This window comes from Aliihoeflea aestuarii, assembly GCF_024105665.1.
In the GTDB taxonomy this organism is placed as follows: domain Bacteria; phylum Pseudomonadota; class Alphaproteobacteria; order Rhizobiales; family Rhizobiaceae; genus Aliihoeflea; species Aliihoeflea aestuarii.
In genome coordinates this window covers 77491-96256 of the sequence record NZ_JAAAMK010000006.1, presented here as the reverse complement: position 1 = coordinate 96256, position 18766 = coordinate 77491, and the positions used below count along the sequence as shown (strand labels likewise).

The 18766-nt window shown below is 64.0% G+C and carries 10 protein-coding genes; 1 reads left to right on the top strand and 9 read right to left on the bottom strand.

Features of this window, described 5'->3' with window-relative positions:
- Positions 1-40: 40 nt before the first annotated feature.
- The 8 genes from GTW25_RS13435 to GTW25_RS13400 form a co-directional block, all read right to left on the bottom strand.
- The gene (locus GTW25_RS13435; RefSeq protein ID WP_252912647.1) at positions 41-2197 is read right to left on the bottom strand and encodes a tetratricopeptide repeat protein; all 2157 of its coding nucleotides are present in this window, start codon (positions 2195-2197) and stop codon (positions 41-43) included.
- Positions 2194-3243 (bottom strand): family 8 glycosyl hydrolase, encoded by a 1050-nt coding sequence (locus GTW25_RS13430; protein ID WP_252912646.1) that lies wholly within the window; start codon positions 3241-3243, stop codon positions 2194-2196. Before GTW25_RS13430 ends, GTW25_RS13435 begins: the two co-directional genes overlap by 4 nt.
- Complete coding sequence (locus tag GTW25_RS13425) at positions 3240-5618, bottom strand: cellulose biosynthesis cyclic di-GMP-binding regulatory protein BcsB (RefSeq protein WP_252912645.1); 2379 nt, start codon at positions 5616-5618, stop codon at positions 3240-3242. The genes GTW25_RS13430 and GTW25_RS13425 overlap by 4 nt, the downstream gene beginning before the upstream one ends.
- Positions 5615-7783 (bottom strand): UDP-forming cellulose synthase catalytic subunit, encoded by a 2169-nt coding sequence (bcsA, locus tag GTW25_RS13420; protein ID WP_252912644.1) that lies wholly within the window; start codon positions 7781-7783, stop codon positions 5615-5617. The genes GTW25_RS13425 and bcsA overlap by 4 nt, the downstream gene beginning before the upstream one ends.
- A 144-nt stretch (positions 7784-7927) precedes the next feature.
- Positions 7928-8827 (bottom strand): cellulose biosynthesis protein BcsN, encoded by a 900-nt coding sequence (gene bcsN / locus GTW25_RS13415; protein WP_252912643.1) that lies wholly within the window; start codon positions 8825-8827, stop codon positions 7928-7930.
- Positions 8828-9083: 256 nt separating this feature from the next.
- A protein-coding gene (gene prfB / locus GTW25_RS13410) for a peptide chain release factor 2 (RefSeq protein ID WP_252912642.1) occupies positions 9084-10215 on the bottom strand; the annotation gives its coding sequence in 2 pieces (ribosomal slippage) (positions 9084-10148 and positions 10150-10215; 1131 coding nt in all).
- A 104-nt stretch (positions 10216-10319) separates the two neighbouring features.
- On the bottom strand, positions 10320-12770 hold the full coding sequence (locus GTW25_RS13405) for a penicillin-binding protein 1A (RefSeq protein WP_252912641.1): 2451 nt from the start codon (positions 12768-12770) through the stop codon (positions 10320-10322).
- A gap of 206 nt (positions 12771-12976) precedes the next feature.
- Positions 12977-14182: an N-acetylmuramoyl-L-alanine amidase gene (locus GTW25_RS13400; protein WP_252912640.1), complete on the bottom strand. Its 1206-nt coding sequence runs from the start codon at positions 14180-14182 to the stop codon at positions 12977-12979.
- Between the two features lie 597 nt (positions 14183-14779).
- On the opposite strand from GTW25_RS13400, the gene GTW25_RS13395 reads away from it, so the two are divergent.
- On the top strand, positions 14780-17617 hold the full coding sequence (locus GTW25_RS13395; RefSeq protein WP_252912639.1) for an Rne/Rng family ribonuclease: 2838 nt from the start codon (positions 14780-14782) through the stop codon (positions 17615-17617).
- A gap of 46 nt (positions 17618-17663) precedes the next feature.
- On the opposite strand, the gene GTW25_RS13390 is transcribed toward GTW25_RS13395, so the two are convergent.
- Positions 17664-18764 carry a pyridoxal phosphate-dependent aminotransferase gene (locus GTW25_RS13390; RefSeq protein WP_252912770.1) on the bottom strand — a complete coding sequence of 367 codons (1101 nt, stop codon included), beginning with the start codon at positions 18762-18764 and terminating at the stop codon, positions 17664-17666.
- Positions 18765-18766: the final 2 nt, after the last annotated feature.

Genomic DNA, 18766 nt, shown 5'->3' with positions numbered 1-18766 from the left:
ACGATCACCAAGCCCGCCAGTCGGCCAAGCATTCGATCGATCAGTTGGCGCCGCGACTTTCCTGCACGGCCGCGATACCGCGCAAACCTTCCCGATTGCCGGTGGCGGCCACTGCGCGAAATACACGCTCGGCATCACCGATCCGGCCGAGATTGAGATAGGCGTAGCCGCGCAGAACGAGAAGGTCGTTGCGCTCGGCCGCGATCTGCGCGCGCTGGTCGAGCGCGATCAGCGCTTCGGTGTAGCGGCGCTTTTCGAATGCGCCCAATGCGCGCTCGGCAAGGATGCTCGACTGCAACTCGGCGCCGCGTTCGGGCGTCATCGGCGCCGAGGCGGCGGCGACCGCCGCGTCGTCCACCAGCCCGGCGCGCAGATAGGCAAGGCTCTTGCCATAGGCCGCGTCCCGCCGCGCCTGCTCGGCGTTGCTTGCCAGCGCCACATCGAATGCCTGGGCGGCTTCGAGCGGCCGGTTGAGCTCCATCAGGCACCATCCGCGCTGAAGCGCCGTGGCCGGGGAAAGCGAGCGTGGATCGACCGTCGTTCGGCAACCTGTCTGCCGCTGGGGTGCGGGGGCCGCAGTGCGCGCCGGCTGCTCGGATGCGCGGGGCCCAGAGGCCACCGGCTGCGACTCCTCTTGCCGGGTTTGTTGTTGTGGCTGGGACTGCGCTGGCGCGGCAACCTGCGCGGGCTCGGTGGCATCTATCGCATTGGGCGTGCCGACGGCGAAGATGCGTTCGGATCGTCCCGTCCAGAGCCGGCGCAATTCGGCAACGCCCGTATCGTCGCCAAGTTGCAACCGCGTCAAAGCGAGCCCGTAGGCCGACGGCTCGTCGTCGGGATCGAAGCCCAGCGCCGTCGCGAACCATTGGCCGGCCGTTTCATGCTGACCATATGCGCGCGCATACCATCCAAGCTGACGTGCAACGGTGACATCGCGCACCGCTACCGCCTCCGCGACGATGCGCGCCAGAACCTGCGAGGACAGTGCCACGCGCGGCTCCGTACCGAGCAGATTGGCGGCGGCGGCGAGATAGACCGCCTGGCGATCGTCGTTCTCGGCGCGATACGGATAGATCGTGTCTTCCGCCTCGGTGAACTGGTCGCGCTCGATCAGCGCCAGCGAAAGACCTTCGGCCGCCTCGCCGGTCGGCTCGCGTTCGAGCGCCAGATGGAACCAGCGTTCGGCTTCCTCGCCATTTTCACGGCGAAGATGATACCAGCCGAGAAGCCGGGGATCGCTTGCATCATCGCCATCCTGTGCCAGCCGCTCGACACGCCGCAATGCCTCGCCGGCGACCTGAAGCGTCGGTTCTTCGCCGGCCCTGGCGAGCAGATCGCGCGCGCGTGCATCCCGGATGCTGGCGAACTCGCCCTGCCCGTCCTCGCCGGTGCGTTCAAGCGTGAGCAGTTCCTCGACCAGATCGTCCGGCAGGACGGTGCTGGCGTTCTGCATGGTTGCGAGCCGCTCCTGCACATCGTCGCAGGACGTGAGAATGTAGCGATAGGCATCGCGCGCGCGCGGTTGGCGATCCGTCATCGCAAAGGCTTCGGCGACGCGCCACAGGACGTCGACTTCCGAGCAGGTGAGAAGGCTTGGATTCTCCGATCCGAGCCGCACCACCATCTGATACTGATCCAGATCGGACGCGTTGAAAAGGCGCTCGCGCGCTTCCGACAATTGCAGCCGGTCCAGAAGGTCGGCCGGTGGCTGCCAGTCGGCCTGTTCGGACTGCCGCCGGGCTATCGCCTGACGCACTTCGCCAAGACGTCCCTCGGCATAAAGCCGCCACATCTCTTCAAGGCGCTCGTCGACATTTTCCGGCACCGCGAGCGGATCGGCTGGCGGCGTCCAGTTGGGATAGAGCGCGCGAAGTCTTGCGATTTCCGCCTCGAGCCGACGCGTGTCGCCACGCTCAGCGAAATAGCGGATGGCCGACTCGTCGACTTGCGGCAGCGGCTGGAGGGGCGTGTCCTGCGGAGCTTGGGCAACGAGCGGTTCAGCTTGGGGAGCAGGTTCGGCCAAAGGCGGCGCGGGCTCGGCCCGTTCATGCGCCTCGAACGACGGAGCGACCGGAACGGCCCCCGTGCTGGTCACTCGAAGCCGCTCGTCATCGATCGACCAGTTCTCGGCAATGGAACCGGCCGGCCAGATCGCAACGCCGGCAGCGAATATGAGCCTTGCAGCGCGCAATCTCATTGCAGACACTCCGGCGCGGCCTCACGCACGAAGGCGAGCGACAGAAGATGAAGGGTCGAAGGATAGTAGACCGTCGGTTCGAAGTCGCGCAGATCGGGCGCAAGCGGGGTCTGGTTCGCCACGCAGCCGCCAAGCGCTGCAAGGATGCGGTAGCCGGCATCCGTGAGCGTTTCCGTTGGCTCGCCGCTCCCCAGATCGACAAGGACGAGATTGCCGTCCGCATCGCGTATCGCGGCACCCAATTCCATCGCTACGTCGTCTTCAGTCATACCGCCACGCATCATGTAGAGAGGGATTCGCAGCGCATTATACCCGAATTCCGCCTTGAAACCCTGTGCGGGACGCGGAATGCCCGCGACCGACAGCCATTCGGCGGGAAGGCGGCGATCCGAAAAGCGCGCATGCGCGATCAGGTCGCGGCCCGTCCGGGCAAGTTCCTGCCACGGGCCATCCGGCGCAAGCCGCTCGAGAACCGGAAACGCCTCGAACACCCAGTAGGACGGATTGATGACCGGGCCGTCCGCGCGATCGGCCACGCCGAAGCCATCGACGGCCGGCATCAGAAGCACGCGGCCCTGATAGCGCAGCACGGCGTGCTCGGCTATCGAACCTGCCAGATCGGCCGCCGCGTCCGTGTACTGAGCGTCTCCCCAGCGCTCGCCCGCACGCGCCAGCGCATAGGCGATGAGAATGTCGCCATCGGTCGCGTTGTTGATATCGGTGACGTGCGGTGAGGCATCGGCCTCCCATTTCCAGGCTGCCAGACCGTCGTCGCGCAACAACAATTCATCGCGCGTAAAGGCCCAGATCCGGTCGAAATCGGCTTGGCTGTCGGCCATTTCGGCAAGCAGCAGCCCATAGCCCTGCCCCTCGCTGTGGCTGATTCCGGCATTCGCATCATCGAGAACCCGCCCCTCCGCAGTCACGAAGCGGCCCGAATAACGGTCCCATTCCGTACCCGTCACCAGCGACCGATCATTCTGCGCCATGGACTGCCCCGCCAAAGCCGCCGACAAAACGAGGAACAGGCACACAAAGTGTTTCATCGACGCCGTCCCAGCCTGGAGAGCAGCGCCGACGTGGCGATACCGAGGAAACCGCACGCCACGATGAGGATCGCCGAATAGGACAGGATATTGCTCGACAGCCAGTTCGCCACGATCAGCCGATAATTGTTGGCGGAGGGCGGGACCGTCTGCCGGAACGTTCCGCGGCTGATCTCCATGGCGCCTATCGTTCCATCGCCGGCGAATGTCGTCAGATGCTCCGACAGTTGCTGCCAGGCACCGTGACCGACGAGATTTTGCGCGGCTGTGGCAAGCTGCGCCTCGTGTGGAGCTGTAATCACCGTCCAGGTGCCCTGCCCCGTCGGACCCGCAGCCTGCGCCACGATCAATGCGTCCTCAGCGGTCGGCGCGTAAGGCTGTGCGTCCTGCGGGACGAAACGCAGCATGTCTGCGGATATGTCGAACGTGTCGCGCAACCATGTCCTGAAATCCTCGATCGTGCGCGCGATCAGGCCGCCGTTCACCTGCTCGCGCCACGCCTCCATGTCGAGGCGTTCAACTCCTGTCGCGGCCCCGCCGGCGATCGTCGCGCTGGGCGCCCACGACGCGGCGACGGCATCGTTGATGCCAACCTGAGACAATACGCTCGGATCGAGCCCCGCCGGCGTGCCGAAGAATATCGCATCGCGATCGCGCGCTTCCGAAGGCGACGACAGGACCTTCAAGGGAATGATCCGGCTCGACGCGATCGCGATCCGCCCAAGGACGCTGGCGGCCGCCGACAAGGTGCCCATATTGCCGCGTCCCATGACCACGGGAACCGGCTCGTTGTTCAAAAGATAGGGATAGCCCGTTCCCGACATCGCGGACAGATCGGGTATCTGCGCGATGCGCGCGAAATCCGGGAGCGAAAAGCGGGACGTGTCGAACAGGGCGAAACGTGGCGTCTGATCCGTCGCCGCGCCGGGCGCACAGACCTCGTCGGCATCCGTCAAGAGATCGGCCTCGAACGTGACCTCGTTCACGCCCGGCCGGAAGTGGCGCATCGTGACCTTGATCGGGAACTGGCGAAGCACGCGCCCGCCGCGTGTCGTGATCGGCATCGAGGTTGCTATGTTACCGTTCACATAGATATTGATCAGACTGCCCGGCTTGACGTCGTCCGTATAGGCCGCATCCAGAAGAATGCGGGCCTCGCCATAGGATTGCGCGTAAAAGTCCGCCGGCACGGCAAACTGGAACCGGCGGATGTAGCGCCGGCCGGAAAACTGTTCCGAAGAGACGCCCATTTCGGCGAAACCGAGGTCGCGCCCCTGATAGAGCATCGGCGGATTCGGGAGGCTCCAGGCCTCGGTCATCAGTGCTTCGCGCAGCGCAAAGGAGGACGGCCCGACCTGTGCGGCCAATTGCTCGACGGCGCCGACCCAACCGGAACGATCCGCGCCCGACAGGACAAGAGCCGGCGCGGATACGCCGTCCAGCCGGCGAAACGAGACCGCAGCATCGCCGTCGACACCATCATTCTGGCCGACGATGCCCTCGACCTCGCTTGTCGTACCAGCGACGACGACGAGGTTGGCACTGGAGAGCGCGCCATCGGCAACGGAACTGGCGACTTCGAACCGCAGGCTCGGCAGATTGGTGAGAAGCGCGACAGCCTGCGCGAGGCGGAGAACCTCGGACGCCACATCTGCCGTCGCCAGCGAAGGTACGACGAGACCGATCGTCGCCTGTCCGTCGCTGTCGCCCGCAATCGCCTTAAGATCAGCGATCTGCCATTGCGACACGTCATTCGCCGTGTCGAGCGTCAGATAGGTATGCTCCGCGTCAAGCTCGGTCCACAATTCGTAGGTCGAGGGGATCGAACAATCGGTGCGGTGGCGCTGGGAGGACAGGAACGAAATTTCGTTGCGGCCCGGCTGGAGCAGGCCTGCCGGAAGATCCGTCGCCACCTCCTTGACGCTGTTGGTCGACGCGATGCTTTCTCCGACGACGCGTACGCCATTGATGTCCACGGCCAGCTGCGAGGCCTCGGGGGCGACGACGATGGCATTCTGGTAGCCGAGACGAAGATTCGCGGACGCGGCAGCCTGCTCATCCGTCAGATAGAATGCGAAACGGCGTATATCGTTTTCACCCTCGAGACGCAGGATCGAGGACGGCAGGAGATTGCGCCGCAACTCTCCGGCAGTCTCTTCCGGCACGGGCTGCGGGTCGTCTGCCACCTCCTCCGCATCATTTTCCGGCCCCGCTTCGTCCATTTGTACGGAGGGTGGCGGCGTCGGCGTATTCGGACGCTGCGGTCTCGGCCTCTCGACCGGACGCTCCGGCGTCATGTCGAAGGGTTGCGGCTGGGCAAGCGCGCTGGTCGACAGCGCGAGCAAGGCGCAAAGGGCGACGGTCAGCCGGGTCATTGCCGGTGCTCCCGCGCGCCGGACTGGCCGCCGAACAGGTAGACGAGGCCACGGAACGTTTGGAATATCGCCAGTTGGAAGAACCAGAGCGTGCCGATGAAGACCCCCGGATTGCGCCGTCGCCCGACCTGAAAGCCGCTCCACTGCTTCGCATCGGCAAAGACGAGATCGGCGACGAGGCGATGATGCATCGGTTCCCGGCGGTCATAGGAGCAACCGATATTCATGCCATTGCCTTCGCGTTCGCTGTTTCGCACGATCACGGGAAGTTCGCCCGTCTCGTCGGACCAGTGCGGCTTGAACCGCAGCGCCGTCATGGCTCCGACCTCGAACGGCGCGGCAGAGGTGGCATTGACCTTGATCCGCGCCCCGTTGACCGACACATCCTCGATCGATCCGCGCACCCAGTCCTCGCCGATCTTGAATTCGCAACGCCGCGAAATGCGGATGCGTCGCGTCGCGGCTCTCTCCCTACGCTCGGAAACGACGCCGAGCGCGCAACCGGCCAGAACGAGATTGAGAAGGTTCCAGCCGCCGACGACCAGCGTGACATCGGCCTTGTAGGGTTCGGCGTAAATCTTCCACGCCGACGCCAGCACGCCGATCAGGAGGACGCCGAAAATCACGAAGAACGGACGCGACAGTTCCGACAGGCGGCTCTTGGTGATCTGCTCGTCCTTCGCCGTCACCTTGAAAGTGGGCTTGCGCGGATTGAGCGCCACCGAAACGACGGCCGGAAGCAGATGCACGGTCTGGATGTACTCGTAGAGTTCGGAAATCCATGGCCAGCGGAACGAGCCGTAGAGATAGTTCTGCATCATCAGGTTCACGAGCATGTAGCTGAGCGTATAGGCGAGGAACTCGCCGCCGGACGCGGTGAAAATCTGAAGATCGAAGAAGATGTAGAAGAGCGGCGCGAAAAGGAAGATCGTTCGCGGAAACGGGAACAGCCAGAACAATGTGGAAGACATGTAGCAAAGGCGCTGCGGCAGCGAGAGTCCGCGCTTTAAAAGCGGAAACCGGAACCGCAGGATCTGCATCATGCCCTGCGCCCAGCGCGAGCGCTGGCCGATGAACGAGGCGAAGGTCGCCGGTTGCAGGCCCGCGATCAGCGGCTTGTCGACATAGATCGAGTTCCAGCCGCGCGAATGAAGTTCGATGGCGGTTTCGCAATCCTCGGTGATCGATACGCCGCTGAACCCGTCGGCTTCAAGCAAAGCCTCGCGGCGCAGAACCGCAGCCGATCCGCAAAAGAACGCGGCGTTCCACTTGTCGAGGCCGCGCTGGATGATGCCGTAGAACATCTCGTTTTCCGACGGCATCTTCTCGAAGGTGCGCAGGTTCTTTTCCAGCGGGTCGGGGTTGAGGAAGAAATGCGGCGTCTGGACGAGGAACAGTCGATGATCCTCGGCGAAGTAGCCGACCGTCTCTCGCAGGAAGCTGCGCGCGGGCGCATGGTCGGCATCGAAGACGACGACGAGTTCGCCGGTCGAATGGGCGAGACCGTTATTGAGGTTGCCGGCCTTGGCATGTTCGTTGCGCTCGCGCGTCAGGTAGCGCACGCCCAGATCGTCGCACAGCTTCTGCAATTCGCGGTAGCGCGTCTCGGCTGCCTGCGCGTCGACAACATTGTCAGCATTGCGCTTTTGCACCGTGCCGCCGTCGTCGAGCAGCCAGACGGTCATCTTGTCGGCGGGATAGTCCATCGCGATCGCCGCCGACACTGTATCGGCGAGAAGAGCGGCGTCTTCGTTGTAGGTCGGGATGAAAACATCGACGGTCGGCACGTTCTGCGTTTCGACAAATTCAGCGGGGCGCGACGGCAATGGCCGGGCGACGATGAACAGGCTGAGAAACAGCATGAAGACGCTGTACATCTCGGCGAGATAGAGCAGCAGGCCCGGAATGAAGTTTTCGAGCTGCGTGACCGGCGGCAATGTGCTGGTCGTGCGCCAGTAAACGTAGCGCAGCACGATCGCCGTGCCGAGCGCGAGCGCGATCAGCCGCCACGTCCCTTCCGGTTTCGTGAGTTTGAGCAGAATCATCGCCACAAGGATGATCGTGCCCGCGATCAGATGGGTCTGGAGATTGATTGGCAGCGACACGATCGCGAGCACGCAGATCGCCATTGCAAACCAGATCAGGGCAGAAGCGAATTTCGCCATTGCGTACTCAGCGTCCAAGATCGCATGTTCGACACGTACCCCCCACCGCTGGTCAACCTAGACCAAAGGACGGCGACAAAGATTAAACGGCTCCGAAACCACCGGATGTGACTAACCGTCCGTAAACGTCACCCCTCCCGAGTCTCACGAGGCCGGTCCGGTCGCAGGCGGTGGCGGAACCAACGGCGTAGCAGTGGGAGTTGCACCCGATGCGCCCGGCGGAGGCGGCACGAGCGGCGCATCGCCCGTCGCCGAAGGTGGCGGCACGACCGGTCCCGACGGAGCCGTCGCGACGGGGGTAGCCTGCCGCATCTGCACCACGTCGCTCGCCGGCGTCTGCCGTCTTGCCGGACGCAGGATCAGCGGCTCAGGTTCGGCAGGAGCCACGGTTTCGTTCCAGGACGCGCCGACAGGAAATATCTGGCTGCCGGTCGTCCCCAGCCGCGGATCGGGCGAAGCCGCCGCGCCGAAGGGATTCCATCCGTCGAAACCGAAGCTCGTCGTGATCGTGTAGCCATACATGACGGCCAGAAGCTGATGCTCGCTCGCACCCGCCTGGCACAGGCGCAGCCGCGTCTGGATCGTGCCTCGCGTGCCGAACGGCGCTGCCCGCTCCGGCCCGCGAATCCGCTGCCATGCGTAAAGACACAGATCGCGCCCCGACCGCCCGACGGCATAGCCGAACGGCCCGTAACTGTTTTGCGCGTAGAGCGGAGAAATCTGCATCGCGACGCCTGGAATCGCCGTTCGCATCTCGCGCCGAACGGTCCCTTCCGTAGGCGGCAGGTTCGACAGGGTGGACTGCCCGCCCTCCGTGCCGACGGAGCCGAACAATTGTACGCGCAGCAGGTTCTGCCCGGATACTGCCGAACTCGCGCTCAGGATCACGTCCTGCTGGATCGCATTTGCATATCGGCGTTCGACGACGTCGACGATCGTCGGCCCTCCAGGCGGCGGCACAGCGATCGCCTGCGTCGCGCCGGAGCGTTCGGAAAGGCTGGAGCGCTGAAGATCGGTCGGCGCGGCGCAGGCCGACAAGAGCAATCCCGCTCCCGCCAGACAAATCCGGTGCCAAAAAGTATCAGACGTCCGCAAATCACCGTCCCCGGTCCGTGAACCCTCGAATCACGTCCGACAACAGTGCGCGATCGATTCCGACGGCACAACAGGGTTTGTTGCAGGCGACAAACGGAGTGGAAAAGGAAAACGATCACTGTTGCGCATGGGGCGCAGCATCGCCTTCCGGCATCTGCGGGAAAGGCAGAACCGCCGCCGACATTTCGGCAGCGGTTTTCTTATTCTAGTCGATATCGGCGATCGTCTCACCGGCCGATCCTTCGATCTTGTGCGCAAGGGCGGCTTCCATGAACTCGTCAAGGCCGCCATCGAGCACGTCCTGCGGCGACGTGCTTTCCGTTCCGGTGCGCAGATCCTTCACGAGCTGATAGGGCTGAAGCACGTAGGAACGGATCTGGTGGCCCCAGCCGATCTCGGTCTTCGACGCTTCGGTCGCGCTGGCCGCTTCCTCGCGTTTCTTCAACTCGGCCTCGTAAAGACGCGCGCGCAGCATGTCCCACGCCTTGGCGCGGTTCTTGTGCTGGGAGCGCTCCTGCTGGCAGGCGACGACGATGCCGGTCGCGATATGCGTGATGCGCACGGCCGAATCGGTCGTGTTGACGTGCTGGCCGCCCGCGCCGGACGCGCGATAGGTGTCGATGCGCACATCCGATTCGGAGACGTCGATCTCGATCGAATCGTCAATGACGGGATAGACCCACACGCTTGCGAACGAAGTGTGGCGGCGCGCGTTGGAATCATAGGGTGAAATGCGCACGAGACGGTGCACGCCCGATTCGGTCTTCAGCCAGCCATAGGCCTTTTCGCCCTTGATGAGGATCGTCGCCGACTTGATGCCGGCTTCTTCCCCGTCATGGAGTTCGAGGATTTCGACCTTCATGCCGCGACGTTCGGCCCAGCGCGTATACATGCGCAGGAGCATGGACGCCCAGTCCTGGCTTTCCGTTCCGCCCGCGCCCGAATGCACTTCGAGATAGGTGTCGTTGCCGTCGGCCTCGCCCGACAGCAGCGTATCGACCTGACGTGCGGTGACTTCGCCGCGCATCGAGCGGATCGACGCTTCGGCCTCGCGCACGACCTCGTCGTCGCCCTCTTCCTCGCCAAGCTCGATCAGCCCGATATTGTCCTCGAGCGACTGCGTCAGCCCCTTGATGGCGGTGATGGCATCTTCGAGCGACTGGCGCTCGCGCATCAGCTTTTGCGCCTCCTGCGGATCGTTCCACAGATCGGCGTCCTCGGCACGATTGTTCAGGTAATCAAGTCGCTTTACAGCCTGATCCCAGTCAAAGATGCCTCCTCAGCAGGGTTATGGCCTGCCTGATTTCGTCGATGAGATTTTCCGTTTCGGCGCGCATCTGGGCGTTCGCCTTTCCTGTCGGATAGTGGGAAGAGATCGGCGCGGAACATAGGCAGGCCGCGCCGTGCTGTAAAGCCGGCGCAGCCGCTTGGAAGGCGACGATCAGTAAAGACCGCCGCCCGATCCGGAGATGAGGGCTTCGCTTGCCTGCGGCGAGATTTCGCGCGCGCGCTCGGCGGTCGCGCCATCCATGCCGATGACCCAGTAGCTGTCGGCCGGCCCCGTTCCGGGCTTGAACGCTTCCATGATCACGCCTGCCTCGCCTTGATTGGCGCGCATGCCCGTCTGGCGGTTGATGGCGATCTGCTGCATGCCCTCGGGAACGCGGAAGGCGACCGGTGTCTTTTCCTTCAGCGTCTCGGTCATGAACTCCTTGAAGATCGGAGCGGCCAGACCGCCGCCCGTCGCGCCAGAGCCCAGCGAGCGCGGCTGGTCGTAGCCGATATAAAGACCGACGACGAGGTCGGGCGTGTAGCCCACGAACCAGACGTCGCGCGCATCGTTGGTCGTGCCGGTCTTGCCGGCGATCGGATGGCCGAGTTCGGCAAGCGTCGTCGCCGTGCCGCGCTGGACGACGCCTTCCATCATCGAGGTGATCTGGTAGGCGGTCATCGGATCGAGCACCTGGTCGCGCTCGTCGATCAGTTCGGGCTCGGCCTGACTCTCCCAAGCGGGCGCGTTGCAGCCATGACAGATGCGCTGGTCGTGCTTGAAAACGGTCTTGCCGTAGCGGTCCTGGATGCGGTCGATGAGCGAGGGCTGGATATAGCGGCCGCCATTGGCCATCACAGCGTAGGCCGAAACCATGCGCATGACCGTCGTCTCGCCGGAGCCGAGCGACATGGCCAGAACCGGCAGCATCTTATCGTAGACGCCGAAGCGCTCGGCATATTCGGCGACGATGTCCATGCCCATGTCGTTGGCAAGGCGCACCGTCATCAGGTTGCGCGAGCGCTCGATGCCCATGCGAAGGGTCGAGGGTCCGGCGAAATCGCCGCCGTAATTGCGCGGCTCCCAGACGTCGTTGCCGATGCGAATCGAGATCGGCGCGTCGTCGACGACCGACGCGGGCGTGTAGCCATTGTCGAGCGCCGCCGCGTAGAGGATCGGCTTGAAGGACGAGCCGGGCTGGCGCATCGCCTGCGTGGCGCGGTTGAACTCCGATTGCGAGAAGGAGAAGCCACCGACCATGGCCTGCACGCGGCCGGTCTGCGGGTCCATCGCGACCAGGCCGCCGGAAACTTCCGGCATCTGGCGAAGCATGAACCCGCCGTCGCTCTTTTCTTCGACGTAAACGACGTCGCCGGCCTGCAGCACCTCGCCGATCGATCCGGCGCGAACGCGCTGTCCGTCGACCGTGTGGCGCAGCGCCCACTCCATGTCCGAAACGTTGAGCGTCGCCGTGTCACGATCGGCAACCAGTTCGCCAGACGCCTGCCGCTCAGGTTGCAGGCCGACCGAAACCTCGCCGCCGGACGTTTCGAGAACGACGGCCAGACGCCACTCGGGCACGTCGGCCAGACGGCGCACCTCGGCGAGCGGGACGCCCCAGTCGTCGCCAAGCTCGATCTCCTCGACCGGGCCGCGGAAGCCGCGCAAGGTGTCGTAGCGGATCAGCCCGCTGTGAAGCGCCTTGCGCGCCTGAAGCTGCATCTTCGGGTCGAGCGTGGTGCGGACGGACAAACCGCCTTCATAAAGCGCATCCTCGCCGTAGCGCGCGATCATCTCGCGGCGCACGTCCTCGGTGAAATACTCGCCCGCCATCATATAGGAGCCGCCACGGCGCAGATTGACGCCGATGTCTTCCTGCTTGGCCCGCGCGCCATCTTCCGGTTCGACGAAGCCGTTCGACACCATCTGGTCAATCACCCAGTTGCGGCGTTCGATAGCGCGCTCGGTGTGACGGAAGGGGTGATAGTTGCCCGGTCCGCGCGGCAGCGCGGCGAGATAAGCCATCTCATGGAGTTCGAGTTCGTTGACCGACTTGTCGAAATAGGTCAGCGCCGCGCCCGCTATGCCATAGGAGCCAAGGCCGAAGAAAATCTCGTTGAGGTAGAGTTCGAGGATGCGATCCTTCGAATAGGCCTGCTCGATACGGAAGGAGAGAATCATTTCCCGGATCTTGCGATCGTAGGTCACGGATGAATCGAGAAGGAAGTTCTTCGCCACCTGCTGGGTGATGGTCGACGCGCCGACGGGACGGCGGCCGGAGCCGAAATTCTGCACATTCGTCGAGACGGCGCGGAACAGGCTCAGGATATCGATGCCCGGATGCTGATAGAAATTCTTGTCCTCGGCCGACAGGAAAGCCGCCTTCACGCGGTCGGGAACCGCCTGGATCGGCAGATAAAGCCGACGCTCACGCGCAAATTCGGCCATCAGCGCACCATCCGACGCGTGGACGCGCGTCGTCACCGGCGGCTCGTAACGGGCCAGCACCTCATAGTCGGGAAGGTCCTTCGAGACCGTTCCAATATAAAGGGCGACGCCGGCGGCAACCACAAGCGCCAGCATCACGCCGATGCCGAAGAAATACCCGATGAGACGAATCATGCCCGCTCCAGTCTGTCGTTCGATTCGGCGGCGCCCCGGAATTCGATTGCCCGCTGCCGGCCGTTTCGCATAACGCTACCTGTCGTGCGCTTGTGGGCAAATTGCGGCACATATTGCAAGTGCCTGCAACAATGGAGGATTAATACCATGCCTGTTGCCGTCAAGCCACGATAACGCGAGCGATGCCGATATGATCGGATCGACGGTCATTCCGTCGAGCCGATACGCCCGCCAGCGAAACGATCTATCGCCCCGACGATACCGGCAGTCGCCTGCGCGCGCCATTCGACATCGCGCAACTGCGCTTCGTCGGCCGCGTTCGACAAATAGCCGAGCTCGACCAGCACGGATGGCACGTCCGGCGCTTTGAGAACCTGAAAGCCCGCGAAACGATGCGGATTCTTGATCATGGCGATTTCGGAGGACAGGCTGTCCACCAGCGCATTCGCAAAGCGCAGCGAAAAGCCGTCGGTCTCCCGTCGCACCAGATCGGCCAGAATGCCCGAGACCTCGTCGCTCTCTTCGGGCGAACCGTAGCCGGCGAGCTGATCAGCCAGATTCTCGCGAATCGCCTTGGCGGCCGAGGCTGCATCCGACGGGGTCTCCGACACGGTATAAACCGTCGCTCCGCGCACGTCGCGATGGCGAATCGCATCGGCATGGATCGAGATGAAGAGGTCCGCCTCGTGTCGCCGCGCGATCCTGACACGTTCGTCGAGGCGCAGGAACCTGTCTCGGTCGCGCGTCATATGCACGTCGTAGCGGTCAAGGTCCTCCAGCGCCTTCTTCAATTCCAGCCCGAAGGCGAGCGTGATAGTCTTTTCCAGAACGCCCGAAACGCCGCGCGCGCCGCTGTCGGCTCCGCCATGGCCTGGATCGATGACGATGGTGAAGCGCGGCACGTCCGGTGCCTGCCCTGCCGAGGTCACGGAAGTCGTCGCGATCTGGTCGGCAAGGGCCGCCTCGAACTGCCGGTCCGAACCGGCGACCATATCGACCACGACCCGATAGCCCGCGCCGTCCTCGTTCTTCATGATATCGACATTCTCGACCACGAACGCGCCCTCGCCGGTGACGATCATGCGCGATTTGGCGCCGCCCGCGTCGGTGAACGCGATGTCGGTTATCAGACCGCGCGGTGAGGCGGCGGTTTCGTCATGGAGATATTCGACGTCGGTGAGTTCGAGCACCAGACGATGCGGCGCGCGCAACAAAAACCAGCGCAGGTCGGGACTGTCGGAAACGTCCATCACGATCCGCGCGCGCGATGCGTCGCCGACCACGCGCAATCCCTCGACCTGAATCGGTGAGGCATGCGCGGCGCTGGACATCAGCAGGATCGCCGCGAGCCCTACGAGCCACCCGAACATGCGGGGAGCGAGAGCTGGTGATCCTTTGAACAATGATGCCATGTCGAACGTCCCGCTTCGGCGCAGTCGCTCGGCGACCGGGGATTACGAAGTCGTAGACGGACGTGGTTAATCAAACCTTTTCATGAGGCCCGCAACCGTCATTCGCGCCGATGAAAGTGCTTTAGCGGCTACGGAAATAGAGGGTTGCCTTGAAGGCCGGCAAATCATAAAAGCAGATCGGACTTTTGCGAATGTCCGTTGAGGGATGCGCAATGCGCAACCGGCGGAGTCACTCTCCCCCTTCCCGATGCGGTGCATCTGTCCGGACAGGATTCTTCGGCATGTCGGCTTCAGCCCATGCCGTTTGGAAAACGGCAGGGATATCCCCGTGCCGGCTCGTAACCCGAGCAAATCGCAGCTGGTTCGGCGACCGCCGGGCCTTGGTTCAGAAAGGATCCGCAGGCTGTAGCATGGCTTTCGACACACTCAGGCCCATGATCGCATGTGACCGCGCCTCAACGGCAGCGGGCGGTCGGCCTAACGTGTCGCGCCAGCGGCCCCGGGTCCCCCTTTTATCCGGCATGCCATATCCGTCTTCGCGGCGCGGCGTTGTGACGACCTCCCCCGGGGCGGTGCGTGCCGGGGAGTCTATATATCATGCCCAACAAAATGCTTATCGATGCCTCCCACCAGGAGGAGACGCGGGTCGTCGTCGTTCGCGGCAACCGCATTGAAGAATTCGACTTCGAATCTCAGGACAAGAAGCAGCTCAAAGGCAATATCTATCTGGCACGCGTAACGCGGGTCGAGCCTTCGCTGCAGGCCGCTTTCGTCGAATATGGCGGCAATCGCCACGGCTTCCTGGCGTTTTCGGAAATCCACCCCGACTATTACCAGATTCCGGTCGCCGACCGGCAGGCGCTGATCCGCGCCGAAGCCGAAGCTGCCGCGCATTCGGACGACGACGACGAGGATGAGGACGGAAACGGGCGCAACCGTCGCCGCAGGCGCGGCGGCAAGGGCCGTGAACGTGCCGGCCAGAAGGCGCAGGATCAGGACGACGCAGCCGAAAATGCGGACGCCGGCGACGACGACGCGCGCGGCACCGACGCCAAGGCGGAAAACGTGTCCGCCGATGTCGTTTCCGAAGACGCCCCTTCGGCGGATGACAGAGACGAGCGGAACGGAAACGGCGACGATTCCAATGGCGACGACGACCATGTCGAATCGGTCGGCGCGGAAGACGCCATCGAGGAAGCCGCCTCGCGCCGCCGCCCGGTGCGCAAGCATTACAAGATTCAGGAAGTCATCAAGCGCCGCCAGATACTGCTCGTGCAGGTCGTCAAGGAAGAGCGCGGCAACAAGGGCGCGGCGCTGACGACCTATCTGTCGCTCGCCGGCCGCTATTCGGTCCTGATGCCGAACACGGCGCGTGGCGGCGGCATTTCGCGCAAGATCACCAACGCTGCGGATCGCAAGCGCCTGAAATCGGTCGTCGAAGATCTGAACGTGCCGGACGGCATGGGCGTGATCCTGCGCACGGCCGGCGAAAGCCGCTCGAAGGCCGAGATCAAGCGCGACTACGAATATCTGATGCGCATGTGGGAAAACGTGCGCGGGCTGACGCTGCAATCGACCGCGCCGACCCTCGTCTATGAGGAAGGCTCGCTGATCAAGCGCTCGGTGCGCGACCTCTACAACAAGGACATCGACCAGATTCTTGTGGCGGGTGAGGACGGCTATCGCGAGGCCAAGGACTTCATGCGCATGCTGATGCCCAGCCATGCCAAGATGGTCCAGCCTTATCGCGAGAGCGTGCCGATCTTCGCGCGCAACGGGATCGAGGCGCAGCTCGACAAGATGGTCCAGCCGCAGGTGACGCTGAAGTCCGGCGGCTACATCATCATCAACCAGACCGAGGCGCTGGTCGCCATCGACGTGAATTCGGGCCGTTCCACGCGCGAGCATTCCATCGAGGACACGGCGCTCCAGACCAATCTGGAAGCAGCCGAGGAAGTCGCCCGCCAGCTTCGTCTGCGCGACCTCGCCGGCCTCATCGTCATCGATTTCATCGACATGGAGGAGAACCGGAACAACCGGTCGGTCGAGAAGAAGCTCAAGGAATGCCTCAAGAACGACCGAGCGCGCATCCAGGTCGGCCGTATATCGCATTTCGGCCTTCTCGAAATGTCGCGCCAACGCATCCGCGCATCGGTGCTCGATTCGACCATGCAGCCCTGCCCGCATTGCGGCGGCACCGGCCATGTTCGTTCCGAATCGTCCGTCGCGCTGCTCGTCGTTCGCGCCATCGAAGAATACCTGCTCAAGGATTCGCGCTGCCACATCACAGTGCGCACGCCGGCCTCGACGGCGCTCTACGTGCTCAACCACAAGCGCGCGACGCTCGCCGATCTCGAACGCCGCTTCGACCTCACCATCACGATCGAGGCCGATGAGGAGATCGGTTCGCAGCATTACGTGATTTCGCGCGGTGCGCAGATCGAGCGCCCGGAAGGCTATCAGCCTCCCACGCTACCGGTCGCCACGCCTACCGTGGACGATGAAGCGGAAGCGGCCAAGGACGCAGCGGCGGCAGCGGCGGCGGGCGATCTCGATATCGACGAGGACGAAGAGACGACCGAAGAGCCACAGGACCGGGCGCAGCAAAATCCGCCGGACGCCGATGAGAACGGCAATCGCGACCGCAAGCGCCGTCGCCGTCGCCGTCGGCGCGGCCGGGATCGCGACCAGGAGCAGAACGGCGAAACCGAAGCCGTCGAGACAGCCGCCGGCGATCTCGACGACGAGGACGCGGTGGCTGGCGAAGGCGATCAGCAGGCGTCCGAAGGCCAGCAGCCGGACGACGATGGCGAGGCGGGACGCAAGAAGCGCCGGCGCGGCAAGCGCGGTGGCCGCCGCAATCGACGCGAGGATGGCGACGAGCAGACCGTCGACGCCGATGGTTCGCCTGCACAGGTCGATGATGCGGCCATGAATGCGGTCGAAGCAGTTCCTGCCGAACAGGTGGGCGCGACTGAAGAGGCCGCTGCTCCGGCCGAAGCAGCGGCAGATGCCCCGACCGAGGAGCAGCCGGCCAAGCCAAAGCGTGCCCGTGCGCCTCGCAAGAGCCGTGCCAAGGCTGTGGCCGAAGAAACGGCGACGTCCGAGACGGAAGCGACGGTCAGCGCCGCCGAAGACCTTGGCGACGAAGAAGCCAAGCCCGCCGCCAAGAAGCGCGCGCCGCGTCGAAAGGCTCCGGCAAAAACGAAGGCCGTGGCCGAGGACGCTCCCGTCGTTGCCATCGAGCCGGAAAGCTCGGCAGCCGAAATCATAGAAGGTCGCAGCCAGGAAGCGGCTCCAGTCGAACCCGCTCCCGCCAAGCCAGCCGAGAAGCCGGAACCCGTCGTCCAGTCGCAGACGCCGAGCAACGACGCCGAACCGGCCGAAGACAAGCCGCGCCGTCAGGGTTGGTGGCAGCGCAAGGGGTTCTTCTGATCCCTGCCCGAGAGTTGCGAAGAAGCCGGCCCAGCGCCGGCTTCTTTCATTTCAGCCAGGACGTCAGCCGCGTGACGGCCTCGGCGATGTCGGCATTGCTGCCGGCATAGGAAAAGCGCATGTAGCGCGCGCCCTCGAACGGGTCGAAGTCGCGGCCCGGCGTCGCCGCCACGCCGGCTTCGTCCAGCATTTTCGTCGCGAACTCCATGCTGTCGTTCGAATGGCGCGAGATATCGCAATAGGCGTAGAACGCGCCGTCCATCGGTGCGGCAAGGGGAAAGCCCAATTCCGGCAGTGCCTTACCCAGCAGCGTGCGGTTCTCCAGATAGCGGCCGCGAACGATTTCCAGTTCGTCGGTGGCATCGAAAGCCTTCGCCGCGCCGATCTGGGAGAGTTCCGGCGCGGAGATGTAAAGGCTTTGCTGGATACGCTCGATCGCGCGGACGAGCCGTTCCGGAACGACCATCCAGCCGATCCGCCAGCCGGTCATGCAGTAATATTTCGAGAAGGAATTGATGATCGTGACGTCCTCGCCGAAGCAAAGCGCGGTCACGTCGCCGCTTGTGTAGGACAGGCGGTGATAGATTTCGTCCGAGATGGCCGCGATGCCCATCGCGCGGGTCGCCACGACAAGTTTCTCCAACGCCTCGGGCGGCGTGATCGCGCCTGTCGGGTTCGCCGGGCTGGCGAAAAGCAGGCCTTTCAGCCCTTCCTTGCGATGCACCTCTCCCAGCCGTGCGGCGGTCAGATATGCCGCGCCCTCAAGATCGATCTCGACCACGTCGAGGCCGAACGCCTTCAGGATGTTGCGATAGGCCGGGTAACCGGGCACCGTGATCGCGACCTTGTCGCCGGGATCGAACATGGCAAGGAAAGCGAGGTTGAAGCCGGCGGACGACCCCGTTGTGACCACAATGCGCGCGATGGGGACATCGACGCCGTAATGCTCGCGATAGTGCCGCGCGATCGCCTCGCGCAGGTCGCGCCGGCCGAGCGCGTCGGTGTAGCCGATCGAGCCACCTTCCAAAGCCCGCGCGGCCGCCTGCCGCACGATCGCAGGCGCCGGATCGGACGGCTGGCCGACGGCGAGCGACACGATGCTGCGGCCGGCAGCACGCAACGCATTGGCGCGCGCCAGCACATCCATGG

What these genes read in the sequence shown, in the direction of transcription:
- GTW25_RS13435 (WP_252912647.1), bottom strand. Translation starts at nt 2,197, where the DNA reads ATGAGATTGCGCGCTGCAAGGCTCATATTCGCTGCCGGCGTTGCGATC.
- GTW25_RS13430 (WP_252912646.1), bottom strand. Translation starts at nt 3,243, where the DNA reads ATGAAACACTTTGTGTGCCTGTTCCTCGTTTTGTCGGCGGCTTTGGCG.
- GTW25_RS13425 (WP_252912645.1), bottom strand. Translation starts at nt 5,618, where the DNA reads ATGACCCGGCTGACCGTCGCCCTTTGCGCCTTGCTCGCGCTGTCGACC.
- bcsA (WP_252912644.1), bottom strand. Translation starts at nt 7,783, where the DNA reads ATGGCGAAATTCGCTTCTGCCCTGATCTGGTTTGCAATGGCGATCTGC.
- GTW25_RS13405 (WP_252912641.1), bottom strand. Translation starts at nt 12,770, where the DNA reads ATGATTCGTCTCATCGGGTATTTCTTCGGCATCGGCGTGATGCTGGCG.
- GTW25_RS13400 (WP_252912640.1), bottom strand. Translation starts at nt 14,182, where the DNA reads ATGGCATCATTGTTCAAAGGATCACCAGCTCTCGCTCCCCGCATGTTC.
- GTW25_RS13395 (WP_252912639.1), top strand. Translation starts at nt 14,780, where the DNA reads ATGCCCAACAAAATGCTTATCGATGCCTCCCACCAGGAGGAGACGCGG.
- GTW25_RS13390 (WP_252912770.1), bottom strand. Translation starts at nt 18,764, where the DNA reads ATGGATGTGCTGGCGCGCGCCAATGCGTTGCGTGCTGCCGGCCGCAGC.